At 66.1% G+C, this 17,934-nt stretch carries 7 protein-coding genes, 1 pseudogene and 1 riboswitch; of the genes and pseudogenes, 4 read left to right on the top strand and 4 right to left on the bottom strand.

Features of this window, described 5'->3' with window-relative positions; genetic code table 11:
• The first annotated feature begins 217 nt into the window (after window positions 1-217).
• Window positions 218-8,881: a glycoside hydrolase family 94 protein gene (locus EWM63_RS11190; protein ID WP_371861209.1), complete on the top strand. Its 8,664-nt coding sequence runs from the start codon at window positions 218-220 to the stop codon at window positions 8,879-8,881.
• Window positions 8,882-9,045: 164 nt separating this feature from the next.
• Here EWM63_RS11190 and EWM63_RS11185 read toward each other — a convergent pair whose 3' ends face one another.
• The gene (locus tag EWM63_RS11185) at window positions 9,046-9,621 is read right to left on the bottom strand and encodes a TMEM165/GDT1 family protein (protein WP_130186585.1); all 576 of its coding nucleotides are present in this window, start codon (window positions 9,619-9,621) and stop codon (window positions 9,046-9,048) included.
• A gap of 92 nt (window positions 9,622-9,713) precedes the next feature.
• Window positions 9,714-9,847: riboswitch (yybP-ykoY riboswitch) on the bottom strand.
• Between the two features lie 113 nt (window positions 9,848-9,960).
• Here EWM63_RS11185 and EWM63_RS11180 point away from each other — a divergent pair.
• Window positions 9,961-11,808, top strand: coding sequence for a M1 family metallopeptidase (locus tag EWM63_RS11180; RefSeq protein WP_130186584.1), 1,848 nt, complete (start codon window positions 9,961-9,963; stop codon window positions 11,806-11,808).
• 10 nt (window positions 11,809-11,818) lie between these two features.
• Window positions 11,819-13,429, top strand: a complete 1,611-nt coding sequence (locus EWM63_RS11175; RefSeq protein WP_130186583.1) for a serine hydrolase — start codon at window positions 11,819-11,821, stop codon at window positions 13,427-13,429.
• Between the two features lie 203 nt (window positions 13,430-13,632).
• Here EWM63_RS11175 and EWM63_RS11170 read toward each other — a convergent pair whose 3' ends face one another.
• The 3 genes and pseudogenes from EWM63_RS11170 to EWM63_RS11160 all read right to left on the bottom strand — a co-directional run.
• Window positions 13,633-14,301, bottom strand: coding sequence for a PEP-CTERM sorting domain-containing protein (locus EWM63_RS11170; protein WP_130186582.1), 669 nt, complete (start codon window positions 14,299-14,301; stop codon window positions 13,633-13,635).
• 468 nt (window positions 14,302-14,769) lie between these two features.
• Entirely contained in the window at window positions 14,770-15,576 is an 807-nt protein-coding gene (locus EWM63_RS11165; protein WP_130186581.1) for a class I SAM-dependent methyltransferase, read from the bottom strand.
• 103 nt (window positions 15,577-15,679) lie between these two features.
• Window positions 15,680-16,306 (bottom strand): annotated as a pseudogene (locus tag EWM63_RS11160) (pyridoxamine 5'-phosphate oxidase family protein); the annotation flags it as partial.
• Window positions 16,307-16,415: 109 nt separating this feature from the next.
• Between EWM63_RS11160 and pdxR the strand changes: the two are divergent.
• Window positions 16,416-17,912 (top strand): MocR-like pyridoxine biosynthesis transcription factor PdxR, encoded by a 1,497-nt coding sequence (gene pdxR, locus EWM63_RS11155; RefSeq protein ID WP_130186579.1) that lies wholly within the window; start codon window positions 16,416-16,418, stop codon window positions 17,910-17,912.
• Window positions 17,913-17,934: the final 22 nt, after the last annotated feature.

Below are 17,934 nucleotides of genomic sequence, written 5' to 3'. Positions count from 1 at the left end.
GACTTCCGGTCGACCGGAAGTATCGCAAAGGCGGCCGGGAGGCCGCCTTTGTCATTCTCGGCGGGCCATGAATCGGTAACAGCTGGTAATCTTTTTGCACTGCACCATCGTTATGTACGCTAGCGTACAGTGACGTGACGTGCGCCGGCATAATATTTCCTGCAACATACTCCCAGCCGTGGCAGCTGTCTTGCCAGCCACCCGAAGCGAGGCTCCCTTGAAAGAACATCTCAAACTGTGGCCCGGCTTCACCGCCGGATTCCAGGAAGCCGCGCCCGGTTCCGCCGCCCCCGATGCCGAAGACTCGCCCTTGCGCGCCGAGCTCTACAGTGCTCAGCAGATGGCGCACCATGGCCGCACACTGGCGGAAGCGCACGTGCTGAGCAAGCGTGGCGGCCCCGACCGGCTGCTGGCCCGGCTCACCGACAACGCCCGCGTATTGCGCACCACGGCCGAGGAATTGACGATCGCCGTCAAGGGCGGCCGCCAGGTCACCCCGGCCTCCGAATGGCTGCTCGATAACTACTACCTGATCGAAGAGCAGATCCGCATCGCGCGGCGCCATCTGCCGAAGGACTACAGCAAGGAACTCCCGCGCCTGGAAAAAACGGATGGCACGCCGCGCGTCTACCGGCTGGCGCTGGAAGTGATCGCCCATGGCGATGGCCGCGTCGATCCGGAAAGCCTGTGCCGTTTCGTCGAGGCCTACCAGGAGCTGGCACCGCTGACGCTGGGCGAACTGTGGGCGATCCCGATCATGCTGCGCCTGGCGCTGCTGGAGAACCTGCGCCGGGTGGCCGCGCGCGTGGCCGAAAACCGCTACCAGCGCGACCTGGCGAACAACTGGGCCGACGGGATGATGGAAATCGCCGACAAGAATCCTTCCGGCCTGATCCTGCTGGTGGCCGACATGGCGCGGTCGAATCCCCCCATCACGAGCGGCTTCGTGGCCGAGCTGGCACGCCGCCTGCAGGGCCAGAGCCCGGCGCTGACACTGGCACTCACGTGGGTCACCTACCGGCTGGCCGAAGCGGGGCAGACGATCGACCAGCAGATCCAGGCCGAGATCGGCCAGCAGGCGGCCGAGCAGGTATCGATGGCGAACACGATCGGCAGCCTGCGCTTCCTGGGCACGATGGACTGGCAGGAATTCGTCGAAACCATGAGCACCGTCGAACGGGTGCTGCGCGAAGACCCGTCCGGCATCTATGGCGCAATGGATTTCGCCACCCGCGATCAATACCGCCACGTGGTGGAAAAGATCGCGCGCGGCTGTGTGCTGTCCGAAGCGCAGGTAGCGCAGGAAGCGGTGGAACTGGCGCGTGCCCACGGGGGCGGCGACGATCCGCGCCATGGCCACGTGGGCTTCTACCTGGTCGACAGGGGCGTGCTGCTGCTGGAGAAGAAAGTGGCGCGGCGCCGCTCGCCGCGCGAATCGCTGCGCGCCACCGTGCGCGCGGCACCGCTCACGTCCTACCTGGGAGCCATCGCCGCATTGTCGGTGATCGCCACCGCGCTGATGGTCGAGCGCGCGATGCGCGATGGCGTGGCCGGCTGGGAAACCGTCGTGCTGGCGCTGCTGGGCCTGATGGGCAGCAGCCAGCTGGCGCTGGCGCTGGTGAACTGGGTCGCCACCCTGGTCACGCACCCGAGCCCGTTGCCACGGATGGATTTCAAGGAAGGCATTCCCTCCGATGCGCGTGCGATCGTCGTCGTGCCGTCGCTGTTCTACAGCCTGGAAAACGTCGACGAGCTGTGCGAACAGCTCGAGGTGCGCTTCCTCGCCAACCGCGATCCGAACCTGCATTTTTGCCTGCTGACCGATTTCGCCGATGCGCAGGCCGAAACGCTGCCCACCGATACGGGCCTGCTCGAACGGGCGCGCGGCCATATCGAAGACTTGAACCGCAAGTACGGGCGGGAAGAAAACGCCTGCCCGTTCGTGCTGCTGCACCGCCCGCGCCTGTGGAACCTTGCCGAGCGCGCGTGGATGGGCCATGAGCGCAAGCGCGGCAAGCTGGCGGACCTGAACCGGTACCTGCGCGGCGGCGCGCGCGACCGCTTCACGCTGGTCGTCGGCGAGAGCGGCCAACTGCACACCGTGAAATACGTGATCACGCTCGATGCCGACACGCAGCTGGCACGCGATTCGGCGCGCCAGTTCATCGCCACGATGAAACACCCGCTGAACCAGCCCAGGATCGATGCCCGGAATAACCGCGTGGTGTCCGGCTACGGCATCCTGCAGCCGCGCGTGGCCGTCAGCCTGCCAAGCCCGGACGCTTCGCTGTATGAGCGGCTGTGCGGCGGCGAACCGGGCATCGACCCGTACACGCGCACCGTGTCGGACGTATACCAGGATGTGTTCGCGGAAGGCTCGTTCATCGGCAAGGGCATCTACGACCTGGACGTGTTCGAGAAGGTCCTGGGCGAGCGCTTCCCGGATAACCGCATCCTGTCGCACGACCTGCTGGAGGGCTGTTATCTGCGCGCCGGGCTGCTGTCCGACGCCCAGCTGTACGAACAGTATCCGCAGCGCTACCGGGACGACGTGAGCCGCCGCCACCGCTGGATCCGCGGCGACTGGCAACTGGCGGGCTGGCTGGGCGGCCGCGTGCGCACGGCGATCGGCGGGCGCGAGAAGAACCCGCTGTCGGCGCTGTCGCGCTGGAAGCTGTTCGACAACCTGCGCCGCAGCCTGGTGGCACCGGCGTTGACGCTGTCGCTGCTGTTCGCCTTCGCGGTGCTGCCGCACCCGTGGTTCTACACGAGCATGGTCCTGGCCATCATCTTCGTGCCCGCCATCGCCGCCGCGCTGTACGACCTGGCGCACAAGTCGCCGGATACGCTGTGGCGGCAGCACCTGTCGAACTCGTTGCGCCGCAGCCGGCTGCACTTCGCCCACGGTGTGCTGTCGCTGGCATTCCTGCCATACGAGGCCTACATCAGCCTCGATGCGATCGTGCGCACGGGCTGGCGCATGCTGGTCACGAAAAAGCACCTGCTGCAGTGGCGCCCGTCGGCACTGTCGCAGGCGGATGGTGGCCTGCGTGCCAGCTGGCGGGCGATGTGGGTCTCGCCCGTGCTGGCGCTGGCGGCCGGCACGGCGCTGGCGCTGTGGCGCGTGAAGGCGTTCGAGGCGGCCGCGATCTTCCTCGTCGCCTGGCTCGTCGCGCCCGTGGTCGCGTGGTGGATCAGCCGCCCGGTCGAGCGCCTGGAAGCACAGCTGGGCGACGACCAGCGCCGCTTCCTGCACACGGTGGCCCGCAAGACATGGGCCTGGTTCGATACCTACGTGGGGCCGGATGACCACTGGCTGCCACCCGATAACGTACAGGAACACCCGAGTACCGTCATCGCGCACCGCACGTCGCCCACCAATATCGGCATGGCGCTGCTGGCCAATGTCAGCGCCTGGGATTTTGGCTACGTGACGCTGGCGCAGCTGCTGCAGCGCACCCGCAACACGCTCGATACGATGGGCGAACTGGAACGCCACCAGGGCCATTTCTACAACTGGTACGACACGCAGTCGAAAAAGCCGCTGCACCCGATGTACGTGTCGACCGTGGACAGCGGCAACCTGGCCGGCCACCTGCTGGTGCTGCAGGCGGCACTCCTGAACGCGGTCGATGCCCCGATCCTGGGGCCGCAAGTGCTGGCCGGCCTGGAAAGCACGCTGGACGTGCTGCAGGAAGCGCTGGCCGATGTCGAAGCGGCCGAAGGTATCGACGCCGCGGCACTGGCGGCGCTGCGCGAAGCGGTGACGCCGCAACAGCCACTGTATCCGTCGAATCTGCCGGAGCTGCGCGCCTGCCTGGAACGCGCCACCGGCGCCACCGAAGCCTTTGCCACTACCGCCGCATTGGCGAGCCACGCCATGGCAGGCACGTGGGCCGGCGCGCTGGCCGCGCAATGCCGCGCCGCCCTCGACGAGCTGACATTGCTGGCGCCATGGATCACCGGCGATACCGGCGCCGTGCTCGATACGGGATCGTTGAAAATCCCGACGCTGCGCGAGCTGGCGGCGTATCCGCCGGTCGGTGCGCCGCTGTCGGACCTGGCGCCAGGTGAACGCGAGCGCCGCGAGCAGCTCGGCATGCTGATGGAGCAGGGCGCCGCCGTGGCGCGCGAACGTATCGGGCACCTGCAGGAACTCGCAATGCAGGCGTGCGGCTTCGCGCAGGTCGACTACGGTTTCCTCTACAACCGCACCACCAGGCTGCTGGCGATCGGCTACAACGTCAGCGAACGGCGGCTCGACGCCAGCTACTACGACCTGCTCGCCTCCGAGGTGCGGCTGGCCAGCTACGTGGCCGTGGCGCAGGGCCAGCTGCCGCAGGAGCACTGGTTCGCGCTGGGCCGGCAGCTCGCCATCGTGCATGGCCAGCCCGTGCTCATGTCGTGGAGCGGTTCCATGTTCGAGTACCTGATGCCGCTGCTGGTGATGCCGACCTACCCGAGCACGCTGCTGGACCAGACCTACCGTTCGGTGGTGGCCGCGCAGATCGAGTACGCGCGCCAGCGCAACGTGCCGTGGGGCGTGTCCGAGTCCGGCTACACCACGGTGGATGCGGCGATGAACTACCAGTACCGCGCGTTCGGCGTACCGGGCCTGGGCATGAAGCGGGGCCTGGCGGACGACCTGGTGATCGCACCTTATGCATCGATGATGGCGCTGATGGTGGACCCGGAAGCGGCATGCCAGAACCTGCAGAAGATGGCTGGCCTGGGCTTCATGGGTCGCTATGGTTTCTACGAGGCGATCGACTACACGCCGGCGCGGCTGCCAAGGGGGCAGTCTTTCGCGGTGGTGAAATCGTTCATGGTGCACCACCAGGGCATGGGCTTCCTGGCGCTGTCGTACCTGCTGCACGACCGGCCGATGCAGCGCCGCTTCGAATCCGATCCGATGCTGCAATCGGCGCTGCTGATGCTCCAGGAACGCAGCCCGCGTATCGGCGCGTTCTTCTCCACCGCCTCCGAGCAGGCCGCCGCGGCGCGTTCGACATCGCACGACCAGGCTGCCCCGGTGCGCGTGCTGGCGCAGCCCAATACGCCCGTGCCCGAAGTGCAGTTGCTGTCGAACGGGCGCTACCACGTGATGGTGACGGCGGCCGGCGGCAGCCACAGCCGCTGGCACGACCTCGCGGTCACGCGCTGGCGCGAGGATGCCACACGCGACAACTGGGGGCAGTTCTGCTACGTGCGCGACGAGGATGGTCATTTCTGGTCCAACACCTACCAGCCCACGCTGGCCGAGCCGGAACACCAGGAGGTGATTTTTTCCGAGGGCCGCGCCGAGTTCCGGCGCACCGACCGTGGCATCGACCTGTACACCGAAATCGTCGTTTCCCCGGAAGACGATATCGAGATGCGCCGGCTGCGTGTGACGAACAATTCGAACCGCCCGCGCACGCTCGAGCTGACCAGCTTTGCCGAAGTGGTGATGGCGCCGGCCGCTGCCGACGCGGCGCACCCGGCATTCTCCAAGCTGTTCGTGCAGACCGAGATCCTGGGCGATGAAAAGGCCATCCTGTGCACGCGGCGCCCGCGCGGCAAGGGCGAGCAGCCGCCGTTCATGCTGCATTTGATGACGGTGCACGATGCCGAGGTGATCGAGGTATCGTATGAAACGGACCGGGCGCACTTCATTGGCCGCGGCAACAGCGCGCGCGCGCCGCGCGCGCTGGTCGAGCCGGGCCCGCTGGGTGGCGGCCACGGTTCCGTGCTGGACCCGGCCGTGGCGATCCGCTACCGCATCACGCTGCAACCGGACCAGATGGCGACCGTCGACATCGCCACCGGCATGACCGAGACGCGCGAGGCGGCGCAGCACCTGATCGACAAATACCAGGACCGCCACATGGCCGACCGCGTGTTCGAGCTGGCCTGGACGCACAGCCAGGTGGTGCTGCGCCAGCTGAACGCCACCGAGGCCGACGGCCAGCTGTACAGCCGTCTCGCCAACCACGTGATCTACCCGAACGCCGCGCTGCGCGCCGATCCTTCGGTGCTGATCAAGAACGGGCGCGGGCAGTCGAACCTGTGGCCGTACGCGATTTCCGGCGACCTGCCCATCGTGCTGCTGCAGGTCAAGGATTCGGCCAATATCGAGGTGGCGCGGCAGATGGTGCAGGCGCACGCATACTGGCGCCTGAAGGGCCTGGTGGTGGACCTGGTGATCTGGTTCGAGGACACGTCGGGCTACCGCCAGGCGCTGTATGACCAGATCATCGGCATGATCGCCTCCGGCATCGACGCGCAGGCGATCGACCGGCCGGGCGGCATTTTCGTGCGGCCGCTCGAACAGATCTCCAGCGAAGACCGCATCCTGCTGCAGACGGTGGCGCGGGTGATCGTCAACGACGCCCGCGGTCCGCTGGCCGAGCAGATCAAGCGCTCCGGCCCGCCGGCGCTGCGCATGCCGCCCTTGCTGGCCGACGCGCGCGGCGAGTACGACGATGCCGGACCGGCCACGCACGTACCGCACGACCTGATCCTGTGGAACGGCTTCGGCGGCTTTACGCCGGACGGCCGCGAGTACGTGATCGTCACTGGCCGTGGCCGGGTCACGCCGGCGCCCTGGTCGAACGTGCTGGCCAACGCGCAATTCGGCAGCGTGATCTCGGAAAGCGGGCAAGCCTACACATGGCACGAGAACGCGCATGAATTCCGGCTCACGCCCTGGCACAACGACCCGGTCACGGATGCCGCCGGCGAGGCGTTCTACCTGCGCGACGATGCCAGCGGCCACTTCTGGTCGCCCACGCCACTGCCGGCGCGCGGCACAGGCGACTATGTAACGCGCCACGGCTTCGGCTACAGCACGTTCGCGCATACCGAGGCGGGTATCACTTCGACCCTCACGACATACGTGGCCAACGACGCGCCGGTGCGCTACACGGTGCTGAAGGTGCGCAACGATTCGCCGGTGGCGCGCAAGCTGTCGGCCACCGGTTACGTGGAATGGGTGCTGGGCGAAATGCGCGCCAAGTCCGGCATGCACATCGTGACGGAACTCGACGCGGTCAGCGGTGCGCTATTCGCGCGCAATCCCTACAACACGGAGTTTTCGGGCCGCGTGGCGTTCTTCCATGTCGACGCAACGACCCGCACGGCAACGGCGGACCGCACCGAATTCCTGGGGCGTAACGGCACGCTGGCCAGCCCGGCCGCGCTGCGGCGGCAGCGCCTGTCCGGCAAGGTCGGCACGGGGCTCGATGCCTGCGCGGTGCTGCAGGTGCCGTTCGAGCTGCTGCCGGGAGAAGAGCGGGAGCTCGTGTTCGTGCTGGGCATGGGCGGGCGCCGCAATGCCGACGCGAGCACGATGGTGCAGAAGCACGGCGGCGCCGGCGCCGCACGCGATGCGCTGGCCGCCGTGCACGCGCACTGGCATGCCACGCTGGGCGCCGTGCGCATCGCCACGCCCGATCCGGCGCTGGACGTGATCGCCAACGGCTGGCTGATGTACCAGACCATCGCGTGCCGGCTGTGGGCGCGCAGTGGCTACTATCAGTCCGGCGGCGCGTTCGGCTACCGCGACCAGCTGCAGGATGCGATGGCGATGGTGCATACCGAGCCGCACCTTCTGCGCGAGCACCTGGTGCTGTGCGCGGCGCACCAGTTCGCGGAGGGCGATGTGCAGCACTGGTGGCATCCGCCATCCGACCGTGGCGTGCGGACGCACTGTTCGGATGATTACCTGTGGCTGCCGCTGGCCACCGCCCGCTATGTGCAGGTGACCGGCGACCTGTCGGTGCTCGACGAGGAGGCGCACTACCTGGAAGGCCGGCCGGTGAAGCCGGACGAGGAATCGTACTACGACATGCCGGGCCGTTCGCCGCTGGCGGAAAACCTGTACCAGCACTGCGTGCGCGCGATCCGCAATGGCCTGCGGTTCGGCACGCACGGCCTGCCGCTGATCGGTTCCTGCGACTGGAACGACGGCATGGACAAGGTCGGCGCGGAAGGCAAGGGCGAGAGCGTGTGGCTGGCGTGGTTCCTGGTCGACGTGCTGCGCCAGTTCGCGGTGGTGGCCGAGCGGCGCGGCGATGCCGGGTTTGCCGAAGAATGCCGGTCCGAGGCCGTCAAGCTGGCGGCGAACGTGGAGCAGAACGCGTGGGATGGCCAGTGGTACCGCCGCGCCTACTTCGACGACGGCACCCCGCTCGGCTCGCACGAGAACGAGGAATGCCAGATCGACTCGATCTCGCAAAGCTGGGGTGTGCTCTCCGGGGCGGCCGATCCGGAACGCGTGCGCGGCGCCATGGCGCAGGTGGACGCGCGGCTGGTGCGGCGCGACGGCGGCTTCATCCAGCTGCTCGACCCGCCATTCGACAAGGCCGACCCGAACCCCGGCTACATCCAGGGCTATGTGCCCGGCGTGCGGGAAAACGGCGGCCAGTACACGCATGCCGCCGTGTGGACCGTGATGGCCTTCGCGGCGCTGGGCGATACCGCGAAGGCGTGGGAGCTGATGCGCCTGATTAACCCGGTGCAGCACGCGTCCAGTGCGGAAAACGTGGCCGTCTACAAGGTGGAACCCTACGTGGTAACGGCCGACATCTACGCCGTCGAGCCGCACGTGGGCCGCGGCGGCTGGAGCTGGTACACGGGATCGTCCGGCTGGATGTACCGGCTGATCCTCGAATCGCTGCTGGGCGTGACGCGCAACGGCGACCGGCTGTCGCTCGCCCCGCGCATGCCGGACGAGTGGAATGAATTCAGCCTGTCCTACCGCTACGGATCATCGACCTACGCGATCCACGTGGTGCGTGGAGGGGCTTCCCTCACCGTCGATGACGTCGCGCAGGACGGCAACGAGATCGCACTGACCGACGACGGCCGCGAGCATGCTGTGGAATTGCGCATATCGTGAATTTCCTGGAAACAGGGGACGTACCCTGGTTTTAGGGAAATTCCTGACCGCGAGGTGGGTGGCCTGCCCAGCACATCGGCGGTTATTGCCTCAAAACCAGGCGGCCCGCCGATCCGGGACGTCCCAGTTTTTCCTCAAAACCAGGGTACGTCCCCAGTTTTGCTTTACAGACCTACCGCGGTGCCGGCGCCCATCAGCGTCGCCACGCCCAGTACGACGAAGATCACGGCGGCGATGCCGTGCACCACCTTCAGGTTGACGGCGGTGGCGGCGCGCTTGCCGAGGTACACGGCCGGCACGTTCGCCAGCATCATGCCCAGCGTGGTGCCGACGACCACCGGGATCAGCGCGTCGAAGCGGGCGGCCAGCGCCACGGTGGCGATCTGTGTCTTGTCGCCCATTTCGGCCAGGAAGAACGCGATCAGCGTGGCGGTGAACACGCCATAGCGGCTGGCCGGCGCGTCGTCCTCGTCGATTTCGTCCGGCACCATGATCCATGCCGCCATCGCGATGAAGCCCAGTCCGAGGATCCAGCGCAGTGCGTTTGGGCCCAGCAGATCGGTGAGCCACGTGCCGACAGCGGCGGCGCAGAAGTGGTTGACGATCGTGGCGACGAAGATGCCGCCGACGATGGGCAGCGGGCGACGGAACTGGGTGGCGAGCACGAAGGCGAGCAGCTGGGTCTTGTCGCCGATTTCGGCGAGGGCAACGATGCCCGTGGAGACGAGGAAGGCTTCCATATAGGTGGCTGGGGGCCGGATGTTAACCAAGGATCCATGGGCGGTCCCGGCCCCTTGATGTATGCGGCCGCCCGTGGATCATTGGTCTCGCCAGGCCTGGCGCGATGTACCATCCGCGCCGGCCACCTGCGCCACGGCCTGCCGGCCGATCGTGTTGACGCAGGTACTTCCCGCGCAGCGCGTGGGCTGGTGGCGGGCAAGGAGGCTACTCCCCAAAGAACGGGCGCCATGATAGCAGAGTCGCTGTCGGGGAGGGCGAAAATGACGTTCCCTATGCTATTCTGCACCGCGCCCGCGCCGGCGATCCCGGTGCCAGCCTGACTCTTTCTAAGGAAGCACATGCGAAAAATTTCTCTGCGCCTGGCACTATCGGCCGCGCTGGCACTGCTCGCACAAGCGGCCCACGCCCAGGACCCGCTCAGCTACGCCCGCTACAACGAGGTGCGAACGACCGACCTGTATCTCGACCTCAAGGCGGACTTCTCCCGAAAGACGCTGACCGGTTACGCCGAGCTGACCCTGAACTGGCTGGACAAGAACGTGCGCACGCTGGTGCTCGATACGCGCCAGTTGAAGATCGCGCGGGTGCAGGTGCAGAATGACGACGGCCGCTGGGTTCCCGCTTCGTACATGCTGGACCGCCCCGATCCGAAGAAGGGTCAGGCGCTGCGCATCGCATTGCGCAGCCAGCCCAGGAAGGTGCGCGTGTACTACCACACGGCGCCCACCGCCGGCGCGTTGCAATGGCTGACGCCGATGCAGACGCTGTCGGGCAAGCGGCCGTTCATGTTCAGCCAGTCGCAGGCGATCGAGGCCCGTTCCTGGGCGCCGGTACAGGATACCCCGGCAGTGCGCTTCACCTACGGTGCGCGCATCGAGGCGCCGGCCGGCATGCGCGTGGTGATGAGTGCCGAGAACGATCCGCAGTCGACCGGCAAGGGGGGCTGGACGTTCCGCATGCCGCAGCCGGTGCCGTCGTACCTGCTGGCGATCGCGATCGGCGAGATCGACATGCGCAACGTGGGCCCGCGCTCGGCCGTGTACGCGGAACCGGGCCGCATCGAGGCGGCAGCGTTCGAGCTGGCCGATACCGAGAAGATGATCGCCGCCGCCGAGTCGCTGTATGGCCCCTACCGGTGGGGGCGCTACGACATGATCGTGCTGCCGCCGTCGTTCCCGATCGGCGGCATGGAAAATCCGCGCATGACGTTCCTGACGCCGACGATGATCGCCGGCGACCGCAGCCTGAACGACCTGATCGCGCACGAGCTGGCGCATTCGTGGTCCGGCAATCTCGTCACCAACGCATCCTGGAAACACTGGTGGCTCAACGAAGGCTTCACCACCTACGTGACCACGCGCATCATCGAGATCCTGTACGGCGTCGAAGCGGCCGAGATGAACCTGCAGGTGGAGCAGGACGAGGCGCTGGCGTCGCTGAAGGATATCCCGGCCGCCAAGCAGGCCCTGTTGACGCGCGATCCGGACGTCAATCCGGAAACCTACACGGACGAGGGGCTCGCCTATCCGAAAGGCGCATGGCTTCTCCGCACGCTCGAGCAGCGTGCCGGCCGTGACGTGTTCGATCCGTTCCTGCGCGGCTGGTTCGACCAGCACGCCTTCCAGTCGGCCACCACCGAGCAGTTCCTGGCCTACCTGCGCGCCAACCTGCTGGACAAGCATCCCAACGTGATGACCCAGGCGGAACTCGACGAATGGCTGTATGGTTCCGGCATCCCGGCCAGCGCGAAGCGCGTGGTGTCGCAGCGCCTGCAGGCCGTCGATACCCAGCGTGCCGCCTGGCTGAAGGGCGAGCAGCCGACGGCCGACCTGACCGCGCGCAGCTGGAGCGCCGCCGAGTGGATGCACTTCCTGAACGCCATCGACAACAAGGCCAGCGCGCAGCAGTTGCGTGAACTCGACCAGATCTTCGCGCTGAAGACCAGCAAGAACAACGAGATCGCCTACCGTTTCTATCTCGCCGCCGTGCATGCCGGCTACGATGTGCGCGAGCAGCTCGATACCTTCCTGATGAACGTGGGGCGCCAGAAGTTCGTGGTGCCGCTGTACACCGCGCTGCTGGCCAACCCAAAGGATGCGGCATGGGCGAAGGGCGTCTTCGCCAAGGCACGCCCCCGCTATCACCCCGAAACGCAGAAATCCGTCGACAAGCTGTTGAAAAAGTAATGGAGCAAGGATGTCGCTGAAAAAAACCACGATCGCGCTGGCGCTGTGCGCCTGCGCGTTGTCCCCCGCTTTCTTCTCCAGCTCCGCGCTGGCTTTCGATGGCACCGCTGCCGCCACCGCGCCGGCGTTCGACCTGGCGCGCGACGTGAACCGCGCATTGAAGACCTTCGACGTGCCGGGCATCGCGATCGCGATCGTCAAGGATGGCAAGGTCGTGGCCGCGCAGGGCTTCGGCGTGCGCAGGCTGGGCGACCCGGCGCCGGTCACGTCGAAGACATTGTTCGAGATCGCATCCAATTCCAAGGCCTTTACCGCCGTGGCGCTGGCGAAGCTGGTCGACGAGGGCAAGCTGGACTGGGATGATCCGGTCATCAGGCACCTGCCGGACTTCCGCATGCACGATGCCTATGTGACCCAGGAGATGACGGTGCGCGACCTGCTGACGCACCGCAGCGGCCTGGGCCTGGGCGCCGGCGACCTGCTGTGGTGGCCGACGACGACGTTTTCCACCGACGAGATCATCCACAACCTGCGCCATGTGAAGCCTGCTACCAGCTTCCGGGCCAACTACGCTTACGACAACCTGCTGTACATCGTGGCCGGCCGCATCATCGCGCAAAAGAATGGCAAGAGCTGGGGCGACACCGTGCAGGCGCAGATCCTGGCACCGTTGGGCATGGCCGACACCACGACCAGCGTGGCCGCCATGGTGAAGGCGGCCGATTATTCGGCACCGCACAGCAGGATCAATGGCAGGCAGTCGGTCGTCAAGCCGATGCCGGTCGATAACGCCGTGGGCGCGGTCGGCATCAACACGAATGCCGAAGACATCGCGAAATGGATGAACGCGCTGCTGGCCGGCGGCGAACTGCCGGGCGGGCAGCGGCTGTTCTCCGCCACGCAGTCGAAGGAGATCTGGACGCCGGTGACGCCGATGAAGATCGCCGAACCGGCAGGGGCGCTGGCCGCCACGCGCGCCAACTTCAATGCCTACGGCCTGGGTTTCAACATCCGCGATTACCGCGGCAAGAAGCTCGTACTGCACGGTGGCGCCCTGCAGGGCTTTTATTCGCGCGTGCTGATGGTGCCTGAAGAAAAGCTGGGCATCGCCATCTTCACGAATGCGGAAAACAGCGGCTCGATGACGTCGCTGCAATGGCGCATCCTCGACCACTACCTGGGCGCCGCACCCACGGACTGGATCGGCATCATCGCCGCCGAGGAGCAGGAACGGCTGCGCAAGGACCAGGAAAAGACCGGCAAGGCCGCCGCGACCCGAGCCGCCGGCTCGAAGCCTTCGCTGCCGCGCCGCGCCTACGATGGCGAGTACAGCGACCCGTGGTATGGCAAGGTCGTGATCCGGCACGAAGGCAGGAAGCAGCTCATGGCCTTCACGCGCACGCCCGACCTGGTGGGCGAGATGGAGCACTTCCAGCACGACACGTTCATCGTGCGCTGGAAGGAACGCAACTTCAACGCCGACGCCTACGTGACGTTCGCGCTGAACCCCGACGGTTCGATCGAACGCGCCAAGATGTCCGCGATCTCCGACGAAACCGACTTCAGCTACGACTTCCACGACCTGTCGCTGATGCCCGTGAAGGCGAAAAAAGCCGAATAAGCCTGCCATCCGCAAATGTTGCTCAAAATCTGGGGCGCGGCAGGGAGTGAAGCAGGGGTTTCGTGGAGCATGCTCCACGCCTGCTAAACGGTACCGCCCTGCATGGCGGTACCTTCGCAGAGCACGCTCTGCGCCTGCCAAGCGGTAATGGCATGCATGCCATTACTCCCCCTGTCCCCGATTTTTGGCAACGGTTTTTGTCGCTAGTCGGCCACGTTGCTGCGCCGCCGCGCAAAGGCCCCCAGCACCACCAGGCCGCCGAACAGCATGGCGTAGGTCGATGGTTCCGGCACCGGTGCCGTCACATAGCGCAGGTTGGTGAAGAACATGCCGTTGTTCTCCCATTCGCCAGAGACCGTGATCGACGTGACCGGCTTGTCGAACAGGATGCCCGCGAAGACCGGTACCGAGATGTTGTAGTTGTGGACGTAGTCCTCGAAGAACACATGCGAGCCGTCGTCGAACGTTATCGTCATCGGCGTGGGCTGCAGGGAGCCGCCGGGCGAGTATTGGCCGCCGCCGATGCCGTAGACGTCCATGCCCAATGCGATGATCGGATTCGCAAAGGTGAAGGTAGCGCTATCTGGCGGGGCATAATAAACAAAATTGCCTTCGACAAAATTGAAGTGGTCGTTGTAGCCGCCGAATTCAAAACTGGCGTTGTCGCACCACTGGACGGCATTGCAGGTGAAGGTCACGTCACCCCAGCTCCATGAATAACCGGTGCGCGTGTACGGGCCGGAAAAGTCCTGGTGCTGGGCACTGCTGCCGATGAGGGTATCGAACGGCACCGCGTCTTCGGTGAAGTATCCGCTGGCCTGCGAGGTAATTGCCGTTGCCGCGAGCATCAGCCCGATGAGTGCTTTACGCATGATGAGCTCCTGGTGAGAGAGGGAAAGTCTTACCGCGATGGCGGTCCACTAATGCTAGCGCTAACACCGAAGCTCATGGATGAGCTGATGGAATTATTTTAAATAGTATAAAAATATACAACACTCGGCATTGTCCTGCGGGCATGCCTGGAGGTAAGCTAGCAAACTGAGGCCCGCTGCGACCTTCGATAGCCACAGAAAATTGTGCTTGTAACAGTGAGTTTCAGTGAGACTGTTTCATGTGCAAATGCAGCATAATCACGCGGTTGTCATAAAGTGAAAGTTTCCTCGCATGAATGAGCTGATGTTGTCGGTTGCCGCCGTATGCGGTTCCATGGTGGTAGGCTTCGTGGTCTTTTGCAGCTTCATGAGCCGCCTCCAGCGCAGGTAGGATACGACAGCCGCCGGCCGACATCTCCGGCGGCTGTGCAGGTCAGGCTTCCCGATCCGCTGTCATGCCGGTGCCCGTCATGGCTTGACGAACTTCAGTGTCATCCGGTCGCTTTCGCCGATCGCCGCATATTTTTCCCGGTCCACATCCTTGTTCCCGTAGGTCGGTGGCAGCGCCCACACGCCGCCCTGGTGGTCGGCCGTATCCTTCGGATTCGCGTTCACGTCCGATTTTGCCGCCAGCTTGAAGCCGGCCGCCTCGGCCAGGCGAATCACATAGGCTTCGTGCACGTAGCCGCTCGATGCCGTCGCATCCTGCGTTTTCGCCGCGGGCAGGCGATGTTCGACGACGCCGAATACGCCCCCGGGCTTCAGCGCGTCGTACGCGCTTTTCAGCACGGCCTTCAGTCGGGCATCGCCTTCATCCTTCCAGTTGTGCACATTGCGGAAAGTGAGGACCATGTCGGCACCGCCTTTCGGCGCATAGTTGAATACGCCGTTGCCGGGCTCGAACGCGCCCATTTGCACCTTGCCGAATACGCCTGGATTGGCATCCAGCTTTTGCTTGAAGCGTTCGCCGGCCCGCGCCACGTTGGCGGCCTTCGATTCCGGGGTTGCACCGGCCACGATCAGCTTGCCCCGCTCGCGCAGGTAGGGCGCCAGGATCTCCGTATACCAGCCGCCACCGGGCGACAGTTCCACCACCGTCATGTCGGGCCGGATGCCGAAGAAGGTCAGTGTCTCGTAGGGATGGCGATAGGTGTCCCGTTTCATGTTCTCCGGGCTGCGCTGGCTGCCATTGACGGCGGCCTTCAGCGCATCGTCGGCCAGCGCCGGCGTGCTGCAGGTCGCTGCCAGGATGGCTGCGGCGAGGATTCGTTTCATGCGATCTCCTTGTGGGCATATGCGTGGCGCGAATTGGCCACGACCCGGCGATGATGTGCAATAAAGACAAGCCGGTCAAGTACCGACCGGCATGCCCGCACCGTCAGTCCGCCCAGCGCCGCACATAGTCCGGTGCCGCCATGGCGCACGCCGGATCCGGCACCACGGCGCCACGCGCCTCGCGCAGCGGCAGCACGCCGGCCCAGGCGCGCACGCCCATGTCTTCCTCGTCATCTTCCGGCGGCCCGCTGCGGACCTTGCAGGCCGCTTCGGCCAGCGCGATGCGCAGCACGGTGGTCGCGGCATATTCCTTGTCGTTGCCTGGCCTGATCTCGCCCTGCCGGCCCGGTACCAGGTGTTCCATGAACGCTTCCATCGCCTGCCGCTTGCCCGTTCCGGCGGCGGCTTCCTCCACCGGCTCGAAGCGGCCATAGATGACGGCACTGCGGTAATTCATCGAATGGTTGAACGCCGAGCGCGCCAGTACGAGGCCATCGACGTGCGTGATCGTCACGCAGCATTCGTCTTCCATCAGCCGCCTGACCATGCGACTGCCGTTCGAGCCGTGGATGTACAGGTGCGCGCCAATGCGCCAGCAGGCTGTGGGAATGCAATGCACGCCGCGCTCGTCGCGAAAGGCCACGTGGCAGATCCAGGCGGCATCGATGATCGCGTGCAGTACCGCGGGATCGTGGCTGGCGCGGTTCGCGGAGCGTTTTACCTGCGTGCGGGGGAAGGTGAAGTGTTCATGGTCTCCATTCGGTGGGTTGAGGGGGCACTATAATCGCGCTGCTGGCTCCGGGAACAGGTCCAGGAGCTGGCATTCCCAGGGAGCCACGATGGACTATGCGCTGCTGCTGTCGAACTTCGACCGCGACCACGGACACCGCAGCTGGCCGCGCCAGCGGCTGCTGCACGAATGCCTGCGCCACGCGATTCGCGCCGGCACGCTGGCGGCCGGTACCCGGCTGGTGGCCACGCGCACACTGGCGGCCGAGCTGGGCGTGGCGCGCAATACCGTGCTGTATGCCTATGAACAGCTGGCCAGCGAAGGGTTCGTGGTGCCGGATCGCCGTGGCACCATGGTGGCCCGCGTCGCGCCGGAACCGGCGTCCGAACGTGGCGGCCGGCAGCCGGCTGCACATGCCGGTCTGGCGCGTCGGGCGATGAACCTGCGCGCGATATCGAACGCCGCCAGCGATGGCCAGGCCTTCGTGCCGGGCGTGCCGGACCTGCACGCATTTCCGCTGGCATTGTGGCGGCGCCTGCTGGATCGTGCCTGGCGCGGCCTCGATCCCGCGCAGCTCAACTATGGCGACCCCGCCGGCGAATGGCCGCTGCGGACCGCGATCGCGGATTACCTGCGTGCTTCACGAGGCGTCATCTGCGAGGCCGGACAGGTGTTCATCACCGACGGCAGCCAGGGCACGCTGGACCTGTGCGCCCGTGCCTGTGCCGACGAGGGCGACACCGTGTGGCATGAAAACCCCGGCTATGGCGGCGCGCTGGCCGCGTTCCGCCACGCCGGGCTGGTGGTGCAAGGCATTGCCGTGGACGAGGAAGGCATGGCGCCTTCGGCACAGGACTGGAAGGCCCGCCCCCCCAGGTTGATCTACACGACACCCTCGCACCAGTACCCGGTGGGCACCGTGCTGTCGCTGGCGCGGCGGCTGGCGCTGATCGACGGTGCCCGCCGTGCCGGCGCGCTGATCATCGAAGACGACTACGACAGCGAGTTCCGCCACGACGGGCCGCCGCTGGCGGCAATGCAGGGCCTGGCGCCGGATGCGCCGGTGCTGTACTGCGGCACATTCAGCAAGACGATGTTCCCCGGCCTGCGCATCGGCTACCTGGTGGTGCCGCCCGCCCTGGCACCGCAACTGGCACTGCTGCGCGCGCAGTCGGCGGCGGCGGGAAGGGTGGCCGAGCAGCTGGCGCTGGCCGAATTCGTCACCAGCGGGCAGTTCCTGCTGCACCTGCGCCGCATGCGGCGGCTGTACCGCGAGCGGCGCGATGCCCTGGTCGCCGCGCTGGAAGAACACCTTGGCCGCATCGCCACCGTGCATGGCGCTTCGGCCGGCATGCACCTGTCGTTGCGCTTGCCGGACTGGCTGCCCGACGAAGCGATCCGCGCCCGCGCGCGGGAAGAGGGGATCGTGGTGAATGCGCTGTCGACCCACGCCGTCCCGCATGCGTCGGCAGGGAATGCGCATTGGAATGGACTGATGCTCGGCTATGCGCAGGTGCCGGCCGGGGAAATGGCAGGGTTGGTGAAGCGGCTGGCGGCTGTGATCCACCTGGCTGCGTACAACGCGACACGTCTTTCCGCGACATGAAAAAACCGGAGCCAGGCCCCTT

Origin of the sequence: Pseudoduganella lutea, from assembly GCF_004209755.1 — a bacterium.
Taxonomy (GTDB): Bacteria; Pseudomonadota; Gammaproteobacteria; order Burkholderiales; family Burkholderiaceae_D; genus Rugamonas; species Rugamonas lutea.
This window is presented reverse-complemented; position numbering and strand designations above follow the sequence as displayed.